Annotated in this window: 26 protein-coding genes; 11 read left to right on the top strand and 15 right to left on the bottom strand. The window is 66.4% G+C overall.

What is annotated here, in order from left to right:
• Positions 1-55 precede the first annotated feature (55 nt).
• Positions 56-886 (top strand): SDR family NAD(P)-dependent oxidoreductase, encoded by an 831-nt coding sequence (locus tag VJV41_RS20100; RefSeq protein ID WP_325336781.1) that lies wholly within the window; start codon positions 56-58, stop codon positions 884-886.
• A gap of 86 nt (positions 887-972) precedes the next feature.
• Here VJV41_RS20100 and VJV41_RS20095 read toward each other — a convergent pair whose 3' ends face one another.
• From VJV41_RS20095 to VJV41_RS20085, 3 genes are read right to left on the bottom strand one after another with little or no spacing between them, the layout of a single operon-like run.
• Complete coding sequence (locus VJV41_RS20095; RefSeq protein ID WP_325336780.1) at positions 973-1809, bottom strand: glycine betaine ABC transporter substrate-binding protein; 837 nt, start codon at positions 1807-1809, stop codon at positions 973-975.
• A gap of 3 nt (positions 1810-1812) precedes the next feature.
• A complete protein-coding gene (locus tag VJV41_RS20090; protein WP_325336779.1) occupies positions 1813-2994 on the bottom strand; it encodes an NADP-dependent malic enzyme in 1182 nt (393 codons plus the stop codon).
• Between the two features lie 46 nt (positions 2995-3040).
• Positions 3041-4030, bottom strand: coding sequence for a malate dehydrogenase (locus VJV41_RS20085; RefSeq protein WP_325336778.1), 990 nt, complete (start codon positions 4028-4030; stop codon positions 3041-3043).
• Positions 4031-4164: 134 nt separating this feature from the next.
• On the opposite strand from VJV41_RS20085, the gene corA reads away from it, so the two are divergent.
• Complete coding sequence (gene corA, locus VJV41_RS20080; RefSeq protein WP_325336777.1) at positions 4165-5268, top strand: magnesium/cobalt transporter CorA; 1104 nt, start codon at positions 4165-4167, stop codon at positions 5266-5268.
• Here the strand turns inward: corA and VJV41_RS20075 are convergent.
• A complete protein-coding gene (locus VJV41_RS20075) occupies positions 5265-6236 on the bottom strand; it encodes an AraC family transcriptional regulator (protein ID WP_325336776.1) in 972 nt (323 codons plus the stop codon). The genes corA and VJV41_RS20075 overlap by 4 nt on opposite strands.
• A 147-nt stretch (positions 6237-6383) precedes the next feature.
• On the opposite strand from VJV41_RS20075, the gene VJV41_RS20070 reads away from it, so the two are divergent.
• Both VJV41_RS20070 and VJV41_RS20065 read left to right on the top strand, forming a co-directional pair.
• Positions 6384-6659, top strand: coding sequence for a DUF4242 domain-containing protein (locus VJV41_RS20070; RefSeq protein ID WP_325336775.1), 276 nt, complete (start codon positions 6384-6386; stop codon positions 6657-6659).
• 70 nt (positions 6660-6729) lie between these two features.
• On the top strand, positions 6730-7182 hold the full coding sequence (locus VJV41_RS20065; RefSeq protein WP_325336774.1) for a DUF4189 domain-containing protein: 453 nt from the start codon (positions 6730-6732) through the stop codon (positions 7180-7182).
• Between the two features lie 60 nt (positions 7183-7242).
• Here VJV41_RS20065 and VJV41_RS20060 read toward each other — a convergent pair whose 3' ends face one another.
• The 6 genes from VJV41_RS20060 to VJV41_RS20035 all read right to left on the bottom strand — a co-directional run bounded on the left by VJV41_RS20060 (position 7243) and on the right by VJV41_RS20035 (position 13124).
• Positions 7243-7836 (bottom strand): suppressor of fused domain protein, encoded by a 594-nt coding sequence (locus tag VJV41_RS20060; RefSeq protein WP_325336773.1) that lies wholly within the window; start codon positions 7834-7836, stop codon positions 7243-7245.
• Positions 7833-9095, bottom strand: coding sequence for a sn-glycerol-3-phosphate ABC transporter ATP-binding protein UgpC (locus VJV41_RS20055; protein ID WP_325336772.1), 1263 nt, complete (start codon positions 9093-9095; stop codon positions 7833-7835). Before VJV41_RS20055 ends, VJV41_RS20060 begins: the two co-directional genes overlap by 4 nt.
• A gap of 4 nt (positions 9096-9099) precedes the next feature.
• A complete protein-coding gene (locus VJV41_RS20050) occupies positions 9100-9936 on the bottom strand; it encodes a carbohydrate ABC transporter permease (protein ID WP_325336771.1) in 837 nt (278 codons plus the stop codon).
• A gap of 96 nt (positions 9937-10032) precedes the next feature.
• Complete coding sequence (locus VJV41_RS20045) at positions 10033-10944, bottom strand: sugar ABC transporter permease (protein ID WP_325336770.1); 912 nt, start codon at positions 10942-10944, stop codon at positions 10033-10035.
• A complete protein-coding gene (locus VJV41_RS20040) occupies positions 10941-12338 on the bottom strand; it encodes an ABC transporter substrate-binding protein (RefSeq protein WP_325336785.1) in 1398 nt (465 codons plus the stop codon). Before VJV41_RS20040 ends, VJV41_RS20045 begins: the two co-directional genes overlap by 4 nt.
• Before the next feature lie 258 nt (positions 12339-12596).
• Positions 12597-13124 (bottom strand): general stress protein, encoded by a 528-nt coding sequence (locus VJV41_RS20035; RefSeq protein ID WP_325336769.1) that lies wholly within the window; start codon positions 13122-13124, stop codon positions 12597-12599.
• 108 nt (positions 13125-13232) lie between these two features.
• On the opposite strand from VJV41_RS20035, the gene VJV41_RS20030 reads away from it, so the two are divergent.
• Together VJV41_RS20030 and VJV41_RS20025 are read left to right on the top strand one after the other, a co-directional pair.
• Positions 13233-13892, top strand: coding sequence for a DUF4190 domain-containing protein (locus tag VJV41_RS20030; RefSeq protein ID WP_325336768.1), 660 nt, complete (start codon positions 13233-13235; stop codon positions 13890-13892).
• 2 nt (positions 13893-13894) lie between these two features.
• On the top strand, positions 13895-14377 hold the full coding sequence (locus VJV41_RS20025; RefSeq protein ID WP_325336767.1) for a DUF4190 domain-containing protein: 483 nt from the start codon (positions 13895-13897) through the stop codon (positions 14375-14377).
• A 67-nt stretch (positions 14378-14444) separates the two neighbouring features.
• Here the strand turns inward: VJV41_RS20025 and VJV41_RS20020 are convergent, their stop codons facing one another.
• Positions 14445-15401, bottom strand: coding sequence for a CoA ester lyase (locus tag VJV41_RS20020; RefSeq protein ID WP_325336766.1), 957 nt, complete (start codon positions 15399-15401; stop codon positions 14445-14447).
• A gap of 25 nt (positions 15402-15426) precedes the next feature.
• On the opposite strand from VJV41_RS20020, the gene VJV41_RS20015 reads away from it, so the two are divergent.
• The 4 genes from VJV41_RS20015 (at position 15427) to VJV41_RS20000 (ending at position 19869) form a co-directional block, all read left to right on the top strand.
• Positions 15427-16722, top strand: coding sequence for a magnesium transporter MgtE N-terminal domain-containing protein (locus tag VJV41_RS20015; protein ID WP_325336765.1), 1296 nt, complete (start codon positions 15427-15429; stop codon positions 16720-16722).
• Entirely contained in the window at positions 16719-17267 is a 549-nt protein-coding gene (locus VJV41_RS20010) for a DUF1003 domain-containing protein (protein ID WP_325336764.1), read from the top strand. The genes VJV41_RS20015 and VJV41_RS20010 overlap by 4 nt, the downstream gene beginning before the upstream one ends.
• 84 nt (positions 17268-17351) lie before the next feature.
• Positions 17352-18692 (top strand): lytic transglycosylase domain-containing protein, encoded by a 1341-nt coding sequence (locus VJV41_RS20005; RefSeq protein ID WP_325336763.1) that lies wholly within the window; start codon positions 17352-17354, stop codon positions 18690-18692.
• 34 nt (positions 18693-18726) lie between these two features.
• A complete protein-coding gene (locus VJV41_RS20000) occupies positions 18727-19869 on the top strand; it encodes an Mrp/NBP35 family ATP-binding protein (RefSeq protein WP_325336762.1) in 1143 nt (380 codons plus the stop codon).
• 87 nt (positions 19870-19956) lie between these two features.
• Here the strand turns inward: VJV41_RS20000 and tatB are convergent, their stop codons facing one another.
• The 4 genes from tatB to sigE all read right to left on the bottom strand — a co-directional run bounded on the left by tatB (position 19957) and on the right by sigE (position 23217).
• A complete protein-coding gene (gene tatB, locus VJV41_RS19995) occupies positions 19957-20352 on the bottom strand; it encodes a Sec-independent protein translocase protein TatB (protein ID WP_325336761.1) in 396 nt (131 codons plus the stop codon).
• A gap of 2 nt (positions 20353-20354) precedes the next feature.
• Positions 20355-21848, bottom strand: a complete 1494-nt coding sequence (locus VJV41_RS19990) for a S1C family serine protease (RefSeq protein WP_325336760.1) — start codon at positions 21846-21848, stop codon at positions 20355-20357.
• Between the two features lie 78 nt (positions 21849-21926).
• Complete coding sequence (gene rseA / locus VJV41_RS19985; RefSeq protein ID WP_325336759.1) at positions 21927-22322, bottom strand: anti-sigma E factor RseA; 396 nt, start codon at positions 22320-22322, stop codon at positions 21927-21929.
• Between the two features lie 88 nt (positions 22323-22410).
• Positions 22411-23217 carry an RNA polymerase sigma factor SigE gene (gene sigE, locus VJV41_RS19980; RefSeq protein WP_414685008.1) on the bottom strand — a complete coding sequence of 269 codons (807 nt, stop codon included), beginning with the start codon at positions 23215-23217 and terminating at the stop codon, positions 22411-22413.
• A gap of 178 nt (positions 23218-23395) precedes the next feature.
• Here sigE and VJV41_RS19975 point away from each other — a divergent pair.
• The coding region (locus tag VJV41_RS19975) for an O-methyltransferase (RefSeq protein WP_325336758.1) at positions 23396-23910 on the top strand (515 nt) is incomplete at its 3' end.

The raw sequence follows: 23910 nt of genomic DNA, 5'->3' as shown, positions 1-23910 counted from the left end.
GGACCGCGGGTACCGACTAGCCTCGACCCGAGTCAACTGACACGAGGGAGTGGTTATGGAGGGCTTCGCCGGAAAGGTCGCCGTCGTCACCGGCGCCGGATCGGGCATCGGGCAGGCATTGGCGATCGAACTGGCCCGCTCGGGCGCGAGTGTGGCGATCAGCGACGTCAACACCGAAGGCCTCGCGACGACCGAGGAGCGGTTGAAGAGCATCGGTGCGCCGGTGAAAACAGATCGGCTCGACGTCACCGAGCGCGAGGCGTTCGAGCTCTACGCCGACGCCGTCAAGGACCACTTCGGCAAGGTCAACCAGATCTACAACAACGCAGGCATCGCGTTCGCAGGCGATATCGAGGTCAGCCAGTTCAAGGACATTGAGCGGGTGATGGACGTCGACTTCTGGGGTGTCGTCAACGGCACCAAGGTCTTCCTTCCCCATCTCATCGCCTCCGGCGACGGCCATGTCGTCAACATCTCCAGCATTTTCGGGCTGTTCTCGGTGCCCGGTCAGGCCGCATACAACGCGGCGAAGTTCGCAGTGCGCGGATTCACCGAGGCGCTGCGCCAGGAAATGGAGTTGGCGGGTCATCCAGTGAAGGTGACGACGGTGCATCCGGGCGGCATCAAGACGAACATCGTGCGCAACATGACGGCTGTCGACAGTGTCGACCTCGCAAAGTTGACCAACACGTTCGACAAGAAACTGGCCAGTACGTCACCGCAGAAGGCAGCGCGGGTCATCCTCGACGGCGTCCGGAAGAACAAAGCCCGCGTGCTGATCGGCAACGACGCCAAGGCGCTCGACCTGATCGTGCGCGCCACCGGCTCGGGTTATCAGCGGCTGTTCTCGACGGTGCTGTCGCGGATGGTGCCCGAAGCGCACTAACGTCGCGCTCGCCGGCCGCGAGCGACCGTGAAATGCACACGAATTGCGGCGTGTCGGGTACAGACACGCACGCTCGCGGGAAGGGGTTAGCGGCCGAGTGGGTGGGCGTCGAGCCAGGCGTCGGCCACCAGCCCGGGATCCTTGCCCTCGGCGACCTGGCGGCGCATGTCGGCCAGCGAGCCCGTGTCCAACACACCGGCAACCTCGTTGAGGGCGAGCATCTGCGGCTCGTTCAGCTCGTTGCGGCGGTACAGCGGGACCAGATTCTCCGCGCGGATCAACGACGTCTTATCGGAGAGCACCACCAGCTCGGACGGAACGTTCGGCGTCGCCGTCGTCGTCCATGCCGCGTTGATCTGTCCCGCGCGCAGCGCCGCGAATAACGTTGCGTCGTCCGGGTATTCACGCGGCTTCGGCACCTTGCACGTCCCGATCGCCGATGGAGTCCGTTGGCCGGCCACCGCGCCCGTCGACACCTTGTCGCAGTTGCGCGCGGCAGCCGTCACGTCGCGACCGTCCCAGGCCTTGGCGGTCGATTCGGTCACCGCGATCGCGGGTTTGTCCTCCGCTGAGGTGGTGTAGTCCCCGGCGGCCACGCCTTCGGGGAGGGCGGACACCATTGCGCGGTACACCTGTGCGTCCGAGCGGGCGGCGGCGTCGGGATCAAACCGTTCGAGCAGCTGGCCGGTGAAGCCCGGAACGACGCGGCTGGCTCCGGAGTCCAGTTCGCCCAACGGGTCGGGCATCGACTGCACGTGGGCCGCGCTGCCATAGAAGCGCAACGCCGCCGCATACAGATGAGCCACCAGCGCCGACTCGGGATCGGGTGTGGAACCGACGGCGATCGAGGGCCCGCCGTTGTGGGCCCCACAGCCGGCGATCGTCAGCGCACACAGCGCCAACGCCAGCCGGCGAAAACGCATCGGCTAGACGCCGGAAGCTGCCGCAACCGCTTTCGCCACCGCGGGGCAGACCCGCGGGTCGAGCGGGCTGGGCACGATCCTGTCGGCCGCCAGATCGTCGCCGACGACAGCGAAGATCGCCTCTGCCGCGGCCACCATCATCGCTTCGGTGATACGGCGCGCACCGGCGTCCAGCGCGCCGCGGAACACCCCGGGGAACGCCAGCACGTTGTTGATCTGGTTCGGGAAATCGCTGCGGCCAGTGGCCACCACGGTCGCGTGCTTGGCGGCCACGTCGGGATGTATCTCCGGGTCCGGGTTCGACAGCGCGAACACGATGCCGCCGGGCGCCATCGTCGCGATCAGCTCCTCGGGGACCACACCCGACGACACCCCGAGGAACACGTCGGCCTTGTTGAGCGCCTCTACCATCCCGCCGGTAAGGCCGGACGGGTTGGTGCGCCGCGCCAGATCCGCCTTCACGCTGTTCATGTCGATGCGACTGTCATGCAGAATGCCCTGCGAATCGAGCACGATGATGTCTGAAACCCCGCTCGCAAGAAGGAGATTCGCACATGCGACACCTGCAGCCCCCGCGCCGGAGATGACCACACGGAGCGCGGCCATGTCGCGGTCGAGCACCTTGGCCGCACCCATCAGCGCCGCGAGCACGACTATCGCGGTGCCGTGCTGGTCGTCATGCATCACCGGGCAGTCCAGCGCATCGATGACGCGGCGTTCGATCTCGAAGCAGCGCGGCGCGGAGATGTCCTCGAGGCTGACGGCACCGAACGTGGGCCGAAGCCTGATCAGGGTCTCGACGATCTCGTCGGGGTCTTTGGTGTCCAACACGATCGGGATCGAGTCCAGGCCACCGTACGCCTTGAACAGCGCGCTCTTGCCCTCCATCACGGGCAGCGACGCGGCAGGGCCGATGTCGCCGAGGCCGAGCACCGCGCTGCCGTCGCTGACGACGGCCACCAGCCGGTGCGCCCACGTATAGCGGGCGGCCAAGGTGTGATCGGCGGCGATAGCGCGACTGACCTGTGCAACCCCCGGGGTGTAGGCGATCGACAGCGCGCGCTGAGTATCCAGCGGCGACTTCAGCTCGACGGACAGCTTCCCACCGACGTGCGCCTCGAAGATCTCGTCGTCACCGATCACGACCTGGGGACTTCTCGCGCCCTGGGGCACCGTTGCGGACACGGCCTTGAGAATACTGGGGCCAATCCCTGGTAAACCGATGGGCTGGTCAGATCAGGCCGAGCTCGGTGACGGCCTTGCGCTCGTCGGCGAGTTCGGCGGTCGACTTGTCGATGCGGCCGCGGGAGAACTCGTCGATCTCCAAGCCCTGCACGATCGACCAGTTGCCGTCCTTGGTGGTCACCGGGAACGACGAGATCAGGCCCTCCGGCACGCCGTAGCTGCCGTCGGACAGAACCGCCATCGACACCCAGTCGCCCTCGGGGCTGCCGAGCAGCCAGTCGCGGGCGGCATCGGTGGTCGCCGATGCGGCCGAGGCGGCCGAGGAGGCGCCGCGCGCATCGATGATGGCCGCGCCGCGCTTGGCCACGGTCGGGATGAAGTCATTCTCGATCCAGGCCTGGTCGTTGACGACCTCGGCGGCGTTCTTGCCGCCGACCTCGGCGTGGAAGATGTCCGGGTACTGGGTGGCCGAGTGGTTGCCCCAGATCGTGACCTTCTTGATGTCGGTGACGGCCGCGCCGGTCTTCTTGGCGAGCTGCGAGATCGCCCGGTTGTGGTCGAGGCGGGTGAGGGCGGAGAACCGCTCCTTCGGGATGTCGGGCGCGTTGCTCATCGCGATCAGCGCGTTGGTGTTGGCCGGGTTGCCGGTCACACCGATCCGGATGTCGTCCGCGGCAACGGCATTGAGAGCCTTGCCCTGGGCGGTGAAGATCGCACCGTTGGCCTCGAGCAGGTCGCCGCGCTCCATGCCCGGGCCGCGCGGGCGGGCGCCGACCAGCAGCGCCAGGTTCACGCCGTCGAAGATCTTGTTCGCGTCTGCGCCGATCTCGACACCGGCCAGCAGCGGGAACGCGCAGTCGTCGAGCTCCATCACCACACCCTCGAGCGCCTTGAGAGCGGGCTCGATCTCGAGCAGACGTAGCTCGATCGGACGGTCGGGGCCCAGCAGCGATCCGCTCGCCAGGCGGAACAACAGGCTGTAGCCGATCTGACCGGCGGCACCGGTGACGGCGACCTTGAGGGGAGTTGTGCTCACTTCGGACGCTCCTTGGACTCCAGTTGGGTTCGGGACGAAACTAGCGCACTCCGCTGCGCGATGAACCTCCGGTCCAACGCGTAGCATTTACCAGGGACTTCTCACGAATGCCCGGCCGTCAAGGGAGGTTCGAGATGCCATCGTTTCGCGCGTTGCCTCCATCTCTTCGACCAGTCGTGCGCACCAAGTCCGCTCATCCGGACGCAAAATCCATCCATGTTCCTGTCGCGCGGGCGATGGTCGACTGCGGCATCTACGTCGACGGCCAACGCGCACCCGGCAAGTACACCCACGCCGCCGCGCTTTCGAAGGTGCGGGAACTGGAGCGCGAGGGCAAGGAAGCATTCGTGTGGATCGGACTGCACGAGCCCGATGAACACCAGATGCAGGCCGTGGCCGACGTGTTCAATCTCCACGAGCTGGCCGTCGAGGACGCGGTGCACGCACACCAGCGGCCCAAGCTGGAGCGCTACGACAAGACGCTGTTCATGGTGCTCAAGACAGTGAATTACGTCGAACACGAATCGGTGGCCCTGGCCCGCGAGATCGTCGAGACCGGCGAGATCATGGTCTTCGTCGGCCCGGACTTCGTGGTCACGGTGCGGCACGGCGAGCACGGCGGGTTGGCCGGGGTGCGCAAGCGGCTCGACGCGTCGCCGGCGACGCTGAAGCTGGGGCCGTACGCGATCATGCACGCCATCGCCGACCATGTCGTCGACCACTACCTCGAGGTCACCGACATGATGGAGGTCGACATCGACGCGATGGAAGAGGACGTCTTCTCCCCGGCTACTCAAACCAACATCGAGTGCATCTATCTCCTCAAGCGCGAGGTCGTCGAAATGCGCCGCGCCGTCAGCCCGTTGACCCAGGCCTTGCAGCGGATGCTGACCGACCACAACGACCTGATCTCTGTCGAGGTGCGTCGCTACATGCGTGACGTCAGCGATCACACCAGCCAGGCATCTGACCGCATCACCGCCTACGACGAAATGCTCAGCTCGCTGGTGCAGGCCGCGCTGGGCAAGGTCGCGATGCAGCAGAACGTCGACATGCGCAAGATCTCGGCATGGGTGGCGATCGCGGCGGTGCCGACCGCGCTTGCGGGTATCTACGGCATGAACTTCGAACACATGCCTGAACTGCATTGGGTGTGGGGCTATCCGGCGGTGCTGCTATTGATGGCCACCGTCTGCGCGACGCTGTATCGGATTTTCCGCCACAACCACTGGCTCTAACCGCCTACCCGCCGTTGGGAAGATCGCCAGGCACCCGGCGAAGCACCGTGGCCGCGCCGGAAGGCCCGGCTGAACGCCTCCTCGGACTCGTAGCCGATGCGCCGCGAGATCGCCGACACGCTGAGATCGGTAGTCCGCAACAAATCGTCGGCCAGGTGCATGCGCCACTCGGTCAGGTACTTGATCGGCGATCGGTGGAGGATCTCGCGGAATCGTTGGTCGAGCACCGAGCGCGAAACGGTTGCGGCGCTGGCGAGTTCAGCAACGGTCCACTTACGCTCCGGCTCGGCGTGCAACGCCGCCATCGCGGGCGCCAACACCCGATCGTGTAGCGCAGCAATCCACCCGTACTCAGCCATCGGCGCTGTCTCGAGATGAATCCGCAGCACCTCGGTGAGCAGGAGCTCCGGCAGTCTGGTCGACACTGGCGGCGCCGCAAGCGATTCCGTCGTGACCGCCAGCGCGTAATTGATACTCGATGCCACCCATTGGGCTGCGGGTCCGTCCGGCACCCTAACGACGAAGACGGGCGGGAACGCACGCATCGCCGGGTCGAACAGCGGATCGTCGGAATACATGTGCCCACAGACGATGTCGGTTCGATCTCCGCCTGCACCATGTTCGAGAACCAGCATGCTGTCCCACGGTGGTCGACTCATCAGGTTCAGGATGGGAACGATCTCGGCTGGCTCGGCACCACCCATCAAATAGTCATCACCGTAAGGCAATACGATGACGTCACCTCGGTCGGCCCAATGCCGTTCACCCTCGGGAGTCGAGATCCAGCACCGCCCGGCCGCCACGATGTGGAAAAGGATCATGCTCTTGACTCCGGGGCGGAGCGCCTGCGTCAAGTCCTTCAACGGCGACTCGAACGCCCAATTCTCGGTGAACTCGGCGCGGAAGAAGATCGCGCCGTCGAGCCGGAGATTCTCCAAAGCGGCGCGCAACGGCGACGGTGTGGCCACGGGTCACCGGCTGTCGGTCGCCGAGTACGGTGCTTCGGCAAGGAGTACAGGTCGCACAGTCATTGGCCTCTCGTGGTTCCTGACAGACGCTGATGGTGTCACATCCCCAAACCCCTTCATGGGCCGAATATGCAAGGACACCACACCATGCCGAAATACGTGATCGAACGCACGATGCCGGGTGCCGGCAGGCTTTCGCGCGACGAACTGCGTGCCGCTTCGGCGGTATCGAACGAAGCTCTCGCGACGCTGTCGCCGCACGTCAAGTGGCAGCAGAGCTACGTCACCGACGACAAGATCTTCTGCGTCTACATGGCAGACAATCCCGAGGCCATTCGTGAACACGCCCGACTGGCCAGCCTGCCCGCCGACGCCATCCACCTCGTCGGCTCGGTGATCGACCCGTCGACCGGAGATGCGTAGGACCACCTCGAATTTCCTTGCGCGACAAACCTTCAATTCACGACCACATCAAAATGATCAGGAGAATCTCATGAGCACCACGCACCAGAAACGGCCGGTCCGTCGTCGGATCGCGGCTTCCGCCACGTTGGCTTCCAGCGTCGCACTGGTCGCCGGCGCGTTCGGCGCGGCTGCACCCGCCATTGCCGCCGGCACCTATGTCGCGCTTGCCTACCAGCAGTCCTATGGCTTTGGGGGCAAACTCATCTATCGGGACGCGCACGGTACAGGGCAAAGCGGCGTCTTCGATACGGCGAGGATCAACGCGCTCAACGACTGCGCAACGAACGGCGGCAACACCGGCGGTGGTCAGTGTGAAGTGCGTGTCGTTGCGTTCAACGAGTGCGCCGCGGTTGCGGTGTCCAACGGACGAGAGGGGTGGAAGATCGCCACCGCGACCTCGTACAACCAGCAGCTGGCCGAACAAGTCGCGCTCGCGAACAACGGCGGCGGTTTGGTCGTCGTGTCGGCCTGCCCAAGCTAAGAGGGTCGGCTCAGCTGCGCCGCGCGGCTCGCCGCTCAGGATGGATTGGCGGCTCGCCGCTCAGGATGGATTGGCGGCTCGCCGCCGTGGGTCGAGCACGTCGACCCCGTCCTGCTGCCACGCGTCGCGCATCGCGTCGGCTCCCTTGAGTCGCACCCACGCCGCCTCGGTGGCGGTGATCGGCGAGGCCGAAAGCACCGTCACCGGTGGCAGCGGCGCTGTCAACGGCACGTCAGCAATGTCGCTGCGGCCCAACAGAAATGCGGTGAACGGCGCGTCATCCCACAGCGGTGATTCCAGATCGACCAGTGCATCGGGCTCCAGCATGAGCCCCTCGACTACGGGCGAAGCGGCCACGATGGCCAGCGACCGGGCCAGCCCTTTGGGCGACGGCCCGCGCAGCGCGACGGTCACCTCGGCGCGCGGACCGTGCAGTGCATCGGTCACCATTTCGGTCGGGTCGAACATCGGATGACGTGAACAGCCCAGCGACACATAGTGACTGACGCCGTCGACATCGGGCCCGAAGCGCAGCACGTCGATGCGCTCCGTGCCAAGGAACGTCACACTGGCTGCGTCGGGCTCGGCTGTGATTCCCGCCCGGGCGAAGTGCTCACGCAGATGCGCTCGCACCGCGGCCAGAACATCGATCACTCGGCCGGCGACTGTGGCGTCGGCTCGCTAGCCGGGGGTCTCGGCTCGCTAGCCGGCGGCTGCTCGGTCGTGGCCTGCTGCCCATCCGAACGGCCGATCGGAGCGGTCAGATTCTCCCCGGTGTCCGCGTCGAAGATCGCGATCTTGGAGGTGTCGAACGCCAGCTCGATCGTCTGGCCCTGCACCGCCTTCGATTCGGTGGAAACCCGCGCCACAAACTCGTTTTCGCCGGCACCCGACTCGGCAGCGAGCTCTGCCAGCTGCGCCGCCTGCGCGCCGGCCCCTTCGGTTTTGAAGTGCACGTACTTATCGGCGCCCAGCGACTCGACCAAGTCGACCGTCACCTCGAACTTCAACGCTCGGATCCGCGCATATCCGTCGAGCAGCGACGCATCCTCGAGGTGTTCGGGCCGGACGCCGACGATCACGTTGTTCGGCCTCTTGCGCTGGGCGAGCAGGTCGTGAACTTCTTGCGTCAGCATGACTTCACCGAACGGCAGGCGCACACCGACGTCGGTCAGCGTGGCCGGGAAGAAGTTCATCGCAGGCGATCCGATGAACCCGGCGACGAACAGATTGACGGGACTGTTGTACAACTCGTCGGGGGTTCCGATCTGCTGGGCGGCTCCGGCGAGCAGCACCACCACCCGGTCGCCGAGCGTCATGGCCTCGGTCTGGTCGTGAGTCACGTAGACGGTGGTGGTGCCGAGCCGGTCCTGCAGCCGGGCGATTTCCGAGCGCATCTGCACACGCAGCTTGGCGTCGAGGTTCGACAGCGGCTCGTCCATCAGGAAGGCCTTGGGATTGCGTACGATCGCACGGCCCATCGCCACGCGCTGCCGCTGGCCACCGGACAACTGCGCGGGTTTGCGGTCCAAGAAATCAGTCAGGTCAAGGATTTTCGCAGTCTCCTCGACCTGCTGCGCGATCTCGGCCTTCTTCACCTTGGCCAAGGTCAACGGGAACGCGATGTTCTGGCGCACCGTCATATGCGGGTAGAGCGCATAGGACTGGAACACCATCGCGATGTCGCGGTCCTTGGGCGCCTTCTCGTTGACGCGATCGCCGCCGATCCGCAGCTCACCCGACGAGATCTCCTCGAGCCCGGCGATCATGTTGAGAGTGGTGGATTTTCCACATCCCGACGGGCCGACCAAGATGATGAACTCTCCGTCGGCGATCGTGATCGACAGATCCTTCACGGCCGTCGCGCCGTTCGGGTAACTCTTGGTCACCCTGTCCAACACAATTTCGGCCATTGAGCTACCCCTTTACCGCACCGGACGTCAAGCCAGCGACGATCCGTCGTTGGAAGATGAGAACAAAGATAACTATCGGAATCGTGATGACCATCGCGCCGGCCGCGATCGATCCGGTCGGTTCCTCGAATTGCGAACTGCCGGTGAAGTTGGCGATCGCCACCGGCGCCGTGATGGCGCGCTGCGTCGCAGTCAGAGACAACGCCAGCAACAGGTCGTTCCACGCGAAGATGAACACCAGGATCGCAGCGGTCACGATGCCCGGCGCAGCCAGCGGCGCGATGACCTTACGGAACGCCTGCGCCGGCGTGGCGCCGTCCATCTTCGCGGCCTTCTCGAGATCCCACGGGATTTCACGGAAGAACGCCGACAGCGTGTAGATCGCCAGCGGCAGCGCGAAGGTGATGTACGGGATGATCAGGCCCGGCCACGTGTCGAACAGACCGACCCGGCGCTCGATGTTGAAAAGCGGCGTCACCAAGGAGATCTGCGGGAACATCGCGATCAACAGTGCAACACCGACCAGCAGGCGTTTACCCGGAAACGCCAGCCGCGCAACCGCATAGGCCGCCATACCGCCGATCACCACCGCGATCAGTGTGGTGATCAACCCGATGCCGATCGAGTTGATCAGGGCCGAGCTGAAGATGTCGCCGTGGAAGATGCCCTTGTAGTTGGCGAATGTGATCTGGGACGGAATCAGCTTGCCGTCCTTGACAGTTGACGTCGGCTTCAACGACAGGCTCAGTATCCACAGCACGGGGAACAGCGCGTAGAGGACCACGAGAATGTTGACGACGGTCCAGCCCGTCGCCCGGCTAGCGCCGACCCGCTCAGGCATGTCTGCTCGCTTCTCCCCCGCAAGCGGGTGGGCCCCCAGCTTGCGAGGGGAGTGCCCCCACCACGGGCCACCGGCCCGCATCGTCAGCTTCGGCCATCAGCGCCTCTCCTCGTCGGACCCGGGCGCCGCAGCACCGAACAGCTTGATGTAGATGAACGCGATCACCGCCACCGACAAGAAGATCAGCACGCTTATCGCCGAGCCCAGGCCGAGATTGAAGGCCTTGAACAAGTTGTCGTAGCCAAGGATCGACACCGAGCCGGTGTTATTTGCGCCGCCGGTGAGAACGTAGATGTTGTCGAAGATCCGGAACGCGTCCAGCGTGCGGAACAGCAGCGCCACCAGGATCGCCGGTTTGATCAGCGGCACAATCACTTTCACGAGCCGCTTCCACGCGCCCGCCCCGTCGATCTGGGCGGCGTTGAGCAGATCCTGTGGCACCAGAGCCAATCCGGCGAGCAGCAGCAGCGCCATGAAAGGCGTCGTCTTCCACACTTCGGCGAGCACGACGATCGCCAGTGACGGAATCTGCTGCGTCAGCGGCGCGCTGCCCTCGGGAAGCAGATTGGCCAGATATCCGGTGCCCGGCGTCCACGCGTAGTACCAGCTGTATGACGCAGCCACCGTCACGATGCCGTACGGAATCAGGATTGCGGTGCGCACCACACCCTTTCCGAAGATCGTCCGGTGCATCACCAACGCCAATGCCATGCCCAGTACGAACTCGATGGCTACCGACACCACCGTGATCGCCAGTGTCACCAGGAACGCCGTCCACCAGTACCGGTCAGACAGGACCGTGATGTAGTTCTGCAGCCCGACGAACGACGTGTCGTCGGGGGTGGCGAGGTTGTAGCGCTGAAGGCTCAGCCACACCGCGTAACCGATCGGATAGGCGGTGACGGCCAGCATCAACACGATGGCCGGAGCGATCAAGACGAACGCCAGCCGCCGCTCGGACTTGCGGTCGTCGGTGCCAGTGGTGGGCGCTTCGGCGACGGCGGTCATGGAATCAGCCCCTTACCGTCGATGGCCTTCTGGATCTGTACGGTCAACTCGTCGGCTGTGCGTTCGGGGTCAATGCCGGTGATCGGCGCCAGCGTGACCGAAATCCTGGTCGACACGGCTTGATAGACCGGCGTCGCGGGGCGCACAGCGGCGTTGGTCAGCTGCTCGCGGATGATCGCGTACTGCGGGTACTTGGCCTGGAATTGCGGGTCGTCGTAGAGCGAGGTGCGCACGGCGGGCAGGCCGCCCTCGACCGATGTGTACCGCTGGTTTTCGACGTTTCGAAGGCAGCGAATCGCCTCGAACGCCTCCCCGCGGTGCTGGCTGGTCTTGGCGACCGCGAGGTTCAGCCCGCCGATCGTGACCTTGGCAGGGTCGTCCGCCCGCACACCCGGGTAGGGCGCGAACCCGAAAACTTCCTTGCTGGCGTCGTAGGCGGCCTTGAACTGCTCGTCGGTGGGCGAGAACGTTCCAACATCGTTGATGGCACCGGTCAGGTCCGGGTGCTTGTTCAGCGGCAGAAAACCTACGCCGCCCTTTACGGCGTTCTCCAGCATCGACGGGAGCACGAACGGCCAGTTCACTTCCAGCGCAGCTTTGCCCTGCTCGAGCGCCAGCCGCGCGGTGCCCTCGTCGGTTTGGGTGATCGACGGGTCGGCGCCGGGGGCGGTAGCAACGGCCTTCATGATTTGCAACGCCTTGACGGTGGCTTCCCGATGCTCTTGAGTGTCTGTCAGCGTGACGGTCTTGCCGTCGTCGGAAAGCACTTGACCGCCAGCGCTTTCCAGCAATGTGTTGAACCACACAACGAGACCTTCGTATTGCTTGGCCTGCACGGCGATCCAGCTCGGCTTTCCGGCGGCGTGCAACCCGGTCGCCTCGGCCACCATGCCATCCCACGTCGTCGGCGGCTTGTCCATCAAATCAGCTCGATACCAAAGCAATTGGGTGTTGGTCGTGATCGGCGCAGCATAGAGCTTGCCTTGCCACTTGGCGGTCTCCAGCGGACCGGGCAGCGTGTTCGTGGTGGCGTCGGATTCGGCGAGGTCGGACGGATCGTCCGATAACGGCAAAGCCCAACCGGCCTCGGCGAACTCGGCCGTCCACACGACGTCCATTGCCATCACATCGAGCGTCTTGTCATTGCCGGTAAGCCGCCGCGCCAGCTGTAGTCGCTGAGCGTCGGCCTCCTTTGGCAAGCTGATCTGCTGGATGGTGAAGCGGCCGCCGAGTTCTTCGTTGCAGCGCTTGGCGACTGCGGTGAACGTCGCCATCTCGTTAGCCGGCGTGTAGTAATTGATGACGATGCCGCTGCTGCTCGAACCGCATGCCGACACCATCGACGCCGCCGTCAGCGCGGCCAATGCCGCAGCACCTAGCCGCCGTGGGCCCACGCGCAAGCTGGGGATGCGCACGTCCCGCCTCCCGTCCGGTTCCGATGTCGCCGCTAGAGCTGCTCCGCGTCTGAATGTCGCCGCCAAGCGGCTCCGCTCGGGAACCTCCCGCGCGCAAACCGTATTGCCAGATACGCGTGATTTGCAACACCTTGACGCCGCGCGTCGCACACCGTTACTCAATTGCGAGCGTGCGCAAACTCCCTGTTATTGGCGGCGTGTCGGCTGCAAACACGCACACTCGCGGGAATAACGGCGCTAGATCTTCAAGCGCGCCAGCAGATCCCGGCCCCGTTCGGCATTCTGGGGGTCGCAGAGCACGTCGTAGCGGCCAGCGACGAGCTGCATCGTCGAGCTGAAATCTCTTGTGCCACGCGCCATCGCATACGGAATCGCGGAGGTGATCAGGCCGAAGAACACGCCGGCGATCAGGCCGGTGACCAGCGCACCCCACGGGCTGGGGCTGAAGAAGCCGAGAATCAGGCCGATAAAAAGGCCAAGCCAGGCGCCCGTCAACACACCACCGCCGAGCACCTTCGGCCAGGTCAGCCTGCCGGTGACGCGCTCAACCTGCATCAGGTCAACGCCGACGATGGTCACCTGCTGCACCGGGAACTGTTGGTCGGACAGGTAGTCCACCGCACGCTGCGCCTCGGCGTAAGTCGGATACGAGCCGATCGGCCATCCCTTTGGCGGCGTGGGCAGCCCCGCCGGACCACCGCGCCCCGAGCTCGAAGCGCCTGCCGCGGCACCGGCATTCTGTCCAGGCTGAAACGGGCTGGTCATCGATCCTCATTCTCCTCTATCGCAGGCCGAAATGTCGTATCAGCTCTCATCCGGACCAACGCTTCGACGGCCGCGATGGTGCCCAGCGCTTGCGCTAGGTTGATCAGCATGACAAATCCGGGCGAGGACGCAGGCCAAACGGCATCATCCGATTCCAGCGCAGATGTGTCAGAGCCGTCATCGGGCGGCTACGAGGCACCACCGATCGAGCAGTCCAAGGACCAAGCGGCCGACGCGCAGGCGCCGCAGTCGCCGGAGCAGCCCAGCTACACACCACCGCCCGCATACACGCCGCCGGCCGGATACGAGGCCCCCGGATACCCGCAGGCGTCGGGATATCCGCCACCCAGCTACACGCCGCCGCCGAACTATCCGCCCCCCGGCGGTCCGCAGACCGGCTATGCGCCGCCCCCCTACCCGGGTCCCGCCGGCTACGGCGCACCGTCGTATCCGCCACCCCAGTACGGGACCCCGCCTCCCGGCTACGGCGCCCCGCCCACCGGGTACCCGGCGTCCGACTATTCGGGCGCGTACGGTCAGCCCACGCAGGGCACCAACACGATGGCGATCGCATCGCTGGTCGCGTCGATCATCGGTGTGCTGTGCGGCATCGGCTCGCTGATCGGCATCGTGCTCGGAGTCGTGGCGTTGAACCAGATCAAGCAGAGTCGTGAAGGCGGCCATGGGCTGGCGATCGCCGGCATCGCCGTCGGGGCGTTCACGTTGCTCGTCAACTTGATCTGGACGATCGCAGTCATAAGCAGCTGACAATGACGACCAGCGGCCCCGAGCAACCGGCCGGCGGTTTCGAGTATCCGCCGCTGGAGAACTCGTCGCCGCGGCCGGATGCGCAACCGCCCCTGGACTATCCGGCGGATGCCGGACTGCCGCCGCCCGTCTATCCGCCCCCGTATCCGGGTCCGCCGGGATATCCGGGCGCGCCGCCGTATCCGGCTGCCTACTACCCGGGCGCCTACGACCCGTACCGGCCGACCAAGCCGCCCGGCACCAACGCCAAGGCCATCGCGGCGCTGGCGACGTCCATCGTCGGCCTGTTCTGCTGTGGCTTGCCGTCGATCGCGGGGCTTGTCCTCGGGGTGATCGCGATGCGCGAAACGCGGCGCACCGGTCAGGACGGTTATGCGGTCGCGCTGACGGGCACCATCATCGGCGGGCTGGTGACCGCCGGATGGATCCTCTACCTGCTGCTGTCGATAGGCCTCTACGCCAGCAGCTGGCAGTGGGCGCCGTAGCGGCTGGGCAGTTCCCCGCGTCGAGCGGTGTGGAACCCAAGCACGAACGTCGTCTCGCAGCCCGACGCTAGACAGGTGGGCGGAACGGCTCAGACGTCCGCTGCATGCCGGCCGCCCGGCCCTTGCCGGCGATCACCAGCGCCATCTTGCGGCTCGCCTCGTCGATCATCTCGTCGCCAAGCATCGCCGCACCCCGGGCGCCGCCGGCCCCCGACGTGTGCCACTGGTAGGCCTCGAGGATCAGCTCTGCGTGGTCATAGTCCTTCTGCCGCGGGCTGAAGATCTCATTGCCCGCCGCAATCTGATCGGGATGCAGCACCCATTTGCCGTCATAGCCCAGCGCCGCCGAGCGGCCGGCGACCCGGCGGAAGCCGTCCACGTCGCGAATCTTCAAGTAGGGCCCGTCGATCGCCAGGACGCCGTGTGCCCGCGCCGCGACGAGGATTCGCATCAACACATGGTGATGAGCGTCGCCGACGTCGTAGCCCTCGGGCTGTTCGCCGACCTCCAGTGTGCGCATGTTCAGGCTCGCCGCCATGTCCGCGGGACCTAACACCAGCGCCTGCACGCGCGGGCCCGCCGCGATCGCGTCAATGTTGGTCAAGCCCTGTGCGTTTTCGATCTGCGCCTCGATGCCGATGCGGCCGACGGCAAGTCCGTGCGTGGCCTCGAGCTGGCTCAGCAGCAGATCCAGCGCGTGGATATGCGAGACGTCAGACACCTTGGGCAGCACCACAATGTCGAGCGAAGCGCCCGCCGTCGAGACCACCTCGATGATGTCGGCGTAGGTCCACGGCGTCGTCCAGTCGTTCACGCGCACGCCGCGCAACTGTCCGGCCCAACCGGGCTCGGCGAGTGCGACCGCGACCTGAGTGCGGGCCTGTTCCTTGGCATCCGGCGCGACGGCGTCTTCCAGATCGAGGAACACCTCGTCAGCAGGCAAGCCCTTGGCCTTCTCGATCATCTTGGCGCTGCTACCCGGTACGGAAAGGCACGTTCGACGGGGCCGATATCGGTTTTCCACAAGGACACTCTCTACCCTTTGAGGCATGGCGGCGGTTAACAGGGTCTATGCGGCCCGGCTCGCGGGGATGGTGGTGCTGGGCCCCGACGGCGAGTCCATCGGCCGCGTGCGCGATGTGGTGATCAGCATCAGCATCGTGCGCCAACAGCCACGAGTGCTTGGCCTCGTCGTCGAATTGCTCACTCGCCGAAGGATTTTCGTTCCGATCCTGCGGGTGACGGGAATCGAGCCCGGCGCCGTCACGCTGGCGACCGGCAGCGTGTCGTTGCGCCGGTTCGCGCAGCGGCCCGGTGAAGTGTTGGTGCTGGGCCAAGTGATCGAAACACGGGTACGCGTCGACGATCCCGACCTGCCGCAGCTGACCGGCCTCGAGGTGATCGTCGTCGATCTGGGTATCGAGCAGACCCGGACCCGCGACTGGATGGTCACCAAGGTTGCGGTGCGGCCCCAGCGGCGGCTGGGCCGTCGCGGCAATGTGCACATCGTCGACTGGCAGCACGTCCAGGGACTCACTCCGTCGGGTCTGGCGATGCCCGACCAGGGTGTGGCGCAGCTGCTCGAGCAGTTCGAGGGACAGCGCGCCGTCGAAGTCGCCGAAGCCATCAGGGAGCTGCCGGCGAAACGCCGATACGAGGTGGTCAACGCCCTCGACGATGAACGGCTGGCCGACGTCCTGCAGGAGCTGCCCGAGGACGAGCAGGCCGACGTGCTGCGCCAGCTGAAGACCGATCGCGCCGCGGACGTGCTCGAGGCGATGGACCCCGACGACGCCGCCGACCTGCTGGGCACGATGACGCCTGCCGACGCCGAACAGTTCCTGCGCCGGATGGATCCCGAGGATTCCGAGGACGTGCGCCGGCTGTTGTCCCACTCCCCCGACACGGCGGGTGGTCTGATGACGTCCGAGCCGGTCGTGCTGGCCCCAGACACCACCGTCGCCGAGGCGCTGGCTCGCGTCCGCGACCCCGACCTCACCCCCGCGCTGGCCTCGCTGGTGTTCGTGGTGCGGCCACCGACCGCCACCCCGACCGGACGCTATCTGGGTTGCGTGCACCTGCAGCGGTTGCTGCGTGAGCCGCCCGCGGAGCTGGTCAGCGGCGTCATCGACACCGAACTGCCCAACCTGAGCCCCGACGACTCGCTGGCGGCCGTCACCCGGTACTTCGCCGCCTACAATCTCGTCTGCGGTCCCGTGGTCGACGAGGAGAACCATCTGCTGGGCGCGGTGTCCGTCGACGACGTGCTCGACCACCTGCTGCCCGACGACTGGCGCGAGCGCCTCGAAGAACCCGAACTGTCCGGCTCCGAAGGGGTGACATGAGCGACTTGTCGGCGCGCCAGCGGCTCGACACGCCCCGCGACTCGCGTCGATTCACGTTCAACGTCGATCCGGAGGCTGTCGGCCAGTTCAGCGAGTCGATCGCCCGCTTTCTGGGCACCGGCCGTTACCTGCTGTGGCAGACCATCCTCGTCATCCTGTGGGTGGCCCTGAACCTGTTCGCCGTCAGGCTGCGCTGGGATCCGTATCCGTTCATCCTGCTCAACCTGGCGTTTTCCACGCAGGCGGCGTACGCGGCGCCGTTGATCCTGCTGGCGCAGAACCGTCAGGAAAACCGCGACCGCGTGGTCATTGAAGAGGACCGTCGCCGGGCCGAACAGACCAAGGCCGACACCGAATATCTGGCCCGCGAATTGGCCGCGCTGCGGCTGGCCGTCGGCGAGGTCGCAACCCGCGATTACCTGCGCCGCGAGCTCGAGGAACTGCGCGAGATGCTGGCCGAGCTGCAGCCGCCGGATACCCGTCCAGACCGGGATGCGGCGGCCAAATCCGACGGTGCCGAGCGACGGACGAAGCGACTGGGCTGAATCGGCTCTGACCATTGCTGCAACACGCGGATCGGGACTAGGTATGGTGACTTGGTTCACAAGTCACACAGCTAGGACGGTTGAGTGCAAATAGGGGGACGGGCCGCCTTCGAGGCAGCGCAGCGCCGAGCAGGGCGAGCAGTACGCACGCCTGCCTTCGGCGTCGCAATCATCACCCCGATAATCCTGGCCGGCGCGGTCGGCGCCTCCGCGCCTTCGGCCACCGCCCCTCTCCGCGACAGTGCGGTGACGCCGCTTGCCGCAGTCCAGTCGACAACGGGCACCCGCTCCGGGGCGTCGGTGGTCGCGGTTACCAAGGCGCCATCGGCGTTTCACATCGCAGCGACCACCAACGTGTCGGCTCCCCCACCGTCTGCAGTGGTGAATTCGCCCGGGACGCTTCGTATTCCAGCGATGGCGTTGTCTGCATATCGCAACGCCGAGCGGATGATGGCGTCCGCGAATCCAGGCTGCGGCATCAGCTGGAACCTGTTGGCCGGCATCGGACGCATCGAATCCATGCACGCGAACGGAGGCGCGACCGACGCGCGCGGCACCGCGGTACGGCCGATCTACGGGCCCACGCTTGACGGCACGCTGCCCGGTAACGAGGTCATCGTGCAGAGCCGCACGGCCGACCGAGTCGCCTACGCCCGTGCGATGGGACCGATGCAGTTCCTGCCGGGCACCTGGGCCCGATACGCCTCGGACGGCGACGGAGACGGCAAGGCCGATGTGCAGAACCTGTTCGACTCGACGCTGGCGGCGGCTCGCTATCTTTGCAGCGGCGGGCTGAACCTGCGCGATCCGTCCCAAGTGATGTCGTCGATCCTGCGCTACAACAACTCCGTCGCCTATGCGCGAAACGTGCTCGGCTGGGCTGCGGCATACGCGACCGGTGTGGTTCCGGTGGATCTGCCGCCGATCACCGGCCCCGTCCCGCCGATTGGCGACGCGCATCTGGATCAGTACGAAGGGCTTGGCCCGGGCCTGCCGCTGAACGCTCTCGGGCTGCCGGCCAACGACCCGCTGGCGCTGATGCCGCTGATGGGACGAGGCGACGTCGCCAGCGAGATCCCGACCTACCCCGGCCAGACCTTGGGTCCACTGCCCGGGCCCGCGCCTCTGGTGGTTCCCCAGCCGCAGCCGGAGCAGACTGCGCCTGCACCGTGGATGCCACCGTGGATGCAGCCGCCTCCGCAGGAGCAGACGCGACCAGCCGAATGCGCGGTGTTCTGCATCACGACTCCACCGGCGGCGCCCGCGGCACCCGGTGACGCGCAGATGCTGATGCCGCAGGCACCGCCTGCGGCAGGCCCGGTCCCGGGAGTTGCTCCCGGTCCGCCGCCGACAGCCGAGCTCGCGCCGGCGCTGCCCCCGGGATTGGGTCCGGCGCCTGGCCCTGCGCCCGGTCCGGCGGGTTAAGGACGCCTGTCGAGTCGGCCTAGACTCGCAGGTGATGTCTCAAACTCCCACTGAAACCGAAGCCGCGGTTCGCGCCGCGCTGGCCAAGGTGATCGACCCCGAACTGCGGCGGCCGATCACCGAGCTCGGCATGGTCAAGAACATCTCCGTAGACGCCGACGGTGGTGTGCACGTCGAGGTGTATCTGACCACCGAGGCCTGCCCGAAGAAGACCGAGATCTCCGAGCGCGTCAGCCAGGCCGTCGCCGATGTCCCTGGAACCGGCGGCGTCAAGGTCACCCTCGACGTGATGAACGACGAGCAACGCACCGAGCTGCGCAAGCAGTTGCGAGGCGATTCGCGTGAACCGGTGATCCCGTTCGCGCAGCCCGGCTCGCTGACCCGCGTGTATGCCGTCGCGTCCGGCAAGGGCGGTGTCGGCAAGTCCAGCGTGACGGTCAACCTTGCCGCCGCGATGGCCGCGCGCGGGCTGTCCGTCGGCGTACTCGACGCCGACATCTACGGCCACTCCGTCCCGCGGATGATGGGCACCACCGACCGGCCCACCCAGGTCGAGTCGATGATCCTGCCGCCGGTCGCCCACGACGTGCGCGTGATCTCGATCGCGATGTTCACCCAGGGCAACACGCCGGTGGTGTGGCGCGGTCCGATGCTGCACCGGGCGCTGCAGCAGTTCCTCGCCGACGTGTACTGGGGCGATCTTGACGTGCTGCTGTTGGATCTGCCGCCGGGCACTGGTGACGTCGCGATCTCTGTGGCTCAGCTGATTCCGGGCGCCGAGATTCTTGTGGTGACGACGCCACAGCTGGCCGCGGCCGAGGTCGCCGAGCGCGCGGGCGCGATCGCATTGCAGACACGGCAGCGGATCGTCGGCGTAGTAGAGAACATGTCCGGGCTGCTGCTGCCCGACGGCACGACGATGCAGATCTTCGGCGAAGGCGGTGGCCGTCAGGTGGCCGAGCGGCTGTCCCGCGCAGTCGGCGCCGACGTGCCGCTGCTGGGCCAGGTGCCGCTGGATCCCGCACTGGTGGCGGCCGGCGACTCCGGGGTGCCGCTCGTGCTGTCCGCGCCCGATTCGGTCGCGGGCAAGGAGTTGCGCAAAGTGGCCGACGCACTGTCGAGCCGCAAGCGTGGACTAGCGGGCATGTCGCTGGGCCTGGACCCCGCGGGCCGTTAGTTCTGCCGAGCTGGGCCCACGCGCAAGCTGGGGAACGCAAACGGCTCGAAAACGGCGGCGTGTCGGGGGCTTTTCCGTCTGCTCGCGCTATGTGGCGTCGGTGTCGAACGGCGTCGTGGCCGGCTGCCCGGGCTCCGTCATCGGCGGGGGCGCAGATTCCGCCGCCGGCGGCGGAGCTTGTTGGGTCGTGTCGAACTTGCCCGTGAAGATCGAATCGTCGCCGTCCAGCAGATGCTTGGTGAGCGCGGCCCGCGGCGTCATCCCCCGCAGCTTGTTCAGCTGGCTGAGCGGCTCGCGCAGGTCGTCGAACTCGGGCCCGAGGTCTTCACGCAGCTGGCTGGTGGCGCCGCTGATGTAATCGCGCGCCTGCCGCAGCGCGTTCGATGTCCAGCGGATCGCCCCGGGCAGCCGTTCGGGACCCAGAATCACCAGACCGGCGATCACCAGGACCAGCATCTCGCCCCAGCCGACGTTGGCGAACATCGCTACGCGCTGTTGTCGGCGCCGGGAGTAACCATCAACGTGACGTGGCGGCCGTCGCGCACCACCTCGATCGGGGCCTCTTGCCCGATGGCCAGCTGACGCACCGCGACGACGAACTCGTCGGCATCGGCGACAGTGCGGTTGCCGACCTTGACGACCACGTCGTTCTCGAGGATCCCGCCCTTCTCGGCGGGGCCACCGACCTTGACGTTGGCCACCTGAGCGCCCGATGCGACCGCGTTGCTCACCGACCGGGCCGTCAGACCCAGCGTCGGGTGCGCGATCTTGCCGTCCTTGATCAGCGTCTCGACGACCTGCTTGACCTCATTCACCGGGATCGCGAAACCGAGGCCACTGGCGCTGTCCGACAGCGACTTTCCGGCGGTGTTGATGCCGATCACTTCGGAATCCATGTTGATCAGCGGGCCGCCCGAGTTGCCGTGGTTGATCGATGCGTCGGTCTGCACACCGTCGATGACGGTGTCGGTGTCCGAGCCGTCACCTGACAGCGGCACCGGCCGGTGTAGCGCGCTGATGATGCCGTGGGTAACCGTGCTGCGCAGACCGAGCGGGGCGCCCGCGGCGATCACCTCGTCACCGACGTGGAGCTTTTCGGAATCACCGAAGCGGGCCACGACGAGGTTGTCGACGTTGTCTACCTTGAGCACGGCGAGGTCGGTCTTCGGGTCGCGGCCGACGAGATTGGCCGGCACCTCCTTGCCGTCGTTGAACACCACCGTCGTCTTGTACTGGCTCGGGTTCGCCGCGGCCTCGGAGATCACGTGATTGTTGGTGACGATGTAGCCACGGCCGTCGATGACAACGCCCGAGCCCTGCGAGCCTTCCTGGTCACTGACCGCCTCGATCGTCACCACCGAATCAGCAACGGCCGCAGCGACTTTCGCGAATCGGTCAGTCGGCTGTTCGGGATTGTTGTCGGTTTCCAGGGTCACCTTCGACGTGGTGAACGCCTCGACGACCTGGGCGGTCGTGCGGCCCACCCAGCCACCGGCGATGCCGATGACGAGCGCGAGGATCGCGAGCACCGCCAAGGCGACGTAGGAAACCTTGCTGCCGAAGAGCACTTCGCGCACGCCGAGCTTGCCCGTACCGACAGACGAGTAGGCGGGCGCCGGTTGGGGCACCGCTGGAGTCCCGAGTGCGGCGGCCGCGCCTGGATTGCGCCAGGGGTCGTCGGGCTCGTCGGCACCTTGTCCGTCACGTTCGGCCTCGAGCGCGCCCGCGTCGGCGGGGTGACGTTGCAGCGAGTCCCCTCCGGTATAGGGGCGCGCGAACGCCTCGGCCAGCACAGGATCTGCGGCCTTGTTCGTCGGTGTGTAGTCGCCCTGGTTGCGGTAGCGGTCCAGACCCACAAAGGATCCGTCGACACCGTCGGGCCGGCCGAACGCGCGTTGCGAGGCCGGATCGACGGGTGGACGCGTGACAGGGCGCGGCTCCAGGCGGTCACTACCGCCCGACTGGTCCTGATTGGTCACCCGAATATCACTCTCTATTGGCGCGCCCGCAATGGCCGGCGCAAGGTCGGTGCTTGCCGCAACACTGAAGCATCTACCCTACCGGCGCTTACGCCATGACCGCGGCGTGCCGTCAGCTAACTGCGGCTGGTCGGTCCGTTCGGGCGGATCCTGCGGAGCGTCATGCGGTATCTGGGACAACAACCCCAGCAGCGCGCTCGGTACGACGATCGGGCACGAGTCCCGCAAAGCCGTGCGGGCCTGGCGCTGGGCTTCCACCTCGGCCGCGCAGTCCGGGCACAGCGACAAGTGGTGCGCCGCGCGCAGATGTGCGGTCATTCTGAGCTCGCCGTCGACAAACGCGGCGACAGCCTCGATTGAGAGGTGCTCGGTTGAGCCGAACTGCCGCGGCCCGACCGGCGCGTCGCTCTGCGAGGCGAACTGGGAAGGCAGCCAGGAGAATGCGCGGCGGAACACATGTCCCGGGTCGACCATCACCCAGCTCCTCTCCATTTAGTTGCCTCACAAAAGACGGTGCTGAGTCGAATGTAGCGCGGCGCGCTGTGAGCGACACCCGTGAGCGTCAGGCTGATTTGGCCGTGTTGTCATGCGAGACGCCGGGGTGGCTTGCCAGGTAGTCCCGCAGCGCCTGCCTGCCTCGGTGAATTCGGCTGCGCACGGTACCCAGCTTCACGCCCAGCGTGGCACCGATTTCCTCGTAGGACAGGCCCTCGATGTCGCACAGGACGACCGCGGCGCGGAATTCCGGCGGCAGCGAGTCCAGCGCGGCCTGCAGGTCAGGGCCGAGCCGCGAATCGTGGTAGATCTGCTCGGGGTTCGGCTCGTCGGCCGGCACCCGGTCGTAGTCCTCGGGCAACGCCTCCATGCGAATGCGCCCACGCCGCCGGACCATGTCGAGGAACAGGTTCGTGGTGATGCGGTGCAGCCAGCCCTCGAACGTGCCGGGCTGGTAGTTCTGCACCGAGCGGAACACGCGGATGAACGTCTCCTGTGTGAGGTCCTCGGCATCATGCTGGTTGCCGGACAACCGGTAGGCCAGCCGGTACACGCGGTCGGCGTGCTGGCGCACCAGCTCATCCCAGGACGGCATCGTGGCCGCATCTCCTGTGGCATCGAACACCGCGGTGCCCGACAACTCATCGGTGGGCTCGACCCAAGATCCGTCGGTGTACTGCTCGAGGTGGGCCATGGACACCGGAGCGGCGGGGGCGTTTACGGTGGTGGTCGTCAGATCCTCCATGTCATCGGCTCTTCGCGAGAGCCGCTCATCGCTGTCACAGCCGTCATCGGACATCGACGGCTCGATGTCGACGGCAACACGTCTGAGCTCGTGCTTATTCCCGTAACGCCAGCGTCCGCCGTGTTCCATGCGAGTAACCGTCTCCGACCCGGGTGTGGTTGGCATATGAGCAAACTGAACATTTCCTGAGAAAGATCGCTACCCATTTTTCGACCAGCGAAAACGGCTTTGTTACGGGCCGATTCTTGTGTTTGCGCGCGGGCGTGTCGCGGCGCGAGCCCACCGCGGTTCGCTCTACGCTGCGGGCATGGCCAGCACCGACGACACGGCGGGGCAACCGCGCACCAGTCGGGCCGAGTCGATCGTCACGCATGCCGAAGGATCGATCTCCGAGGACGCGATTGTCGCCGCTGCCCGCGAGCGGGCCGTCGACATCGGCGCAGGTGCCGTCACTCCCGCGGTCGGGGCGCTGCTGTGCGTGCTGGCGAAACTGACCGGAGCCAAGGCCGTCGTAGAGGTCGGCACGGGAGCCGGCGTCAGCGGACTGTGGCTGCTCTCGGGCATGCGTGAAGACGGCGTGCTCACCACGATCGACGTCGAGCCCGAGCATCAGCGGCTGGCCAAGCAGGCGTTCACCGAGGCCGGCGTTGGGCCGTCGCGCTCGCGGCTGATCAGCGGCCGGGCGCAGGAAGTGCTCACGCGGCTTGCCGACGAGTCCTACGACCTGGTGTTCATCGACGGAGACCCGATCGACCAGCCGCAGTTCGTCGTCGAGGGGGTGCGGCTGCTGCGCCCGGGCGGGGCGATCGTCGTGCACCGGGC

This window comes from Mycobacterium sp. (assembly GCF_035274705.1).
Classification (GTDB): Bacteria; Actinomycetota; Actinomycetes; order Mycobacteriales; family Mycobacteriaceae; genus Mycobacterium.
This window is presented reverse-complemented; position numbering and strand designations above follow the sequence as displayed.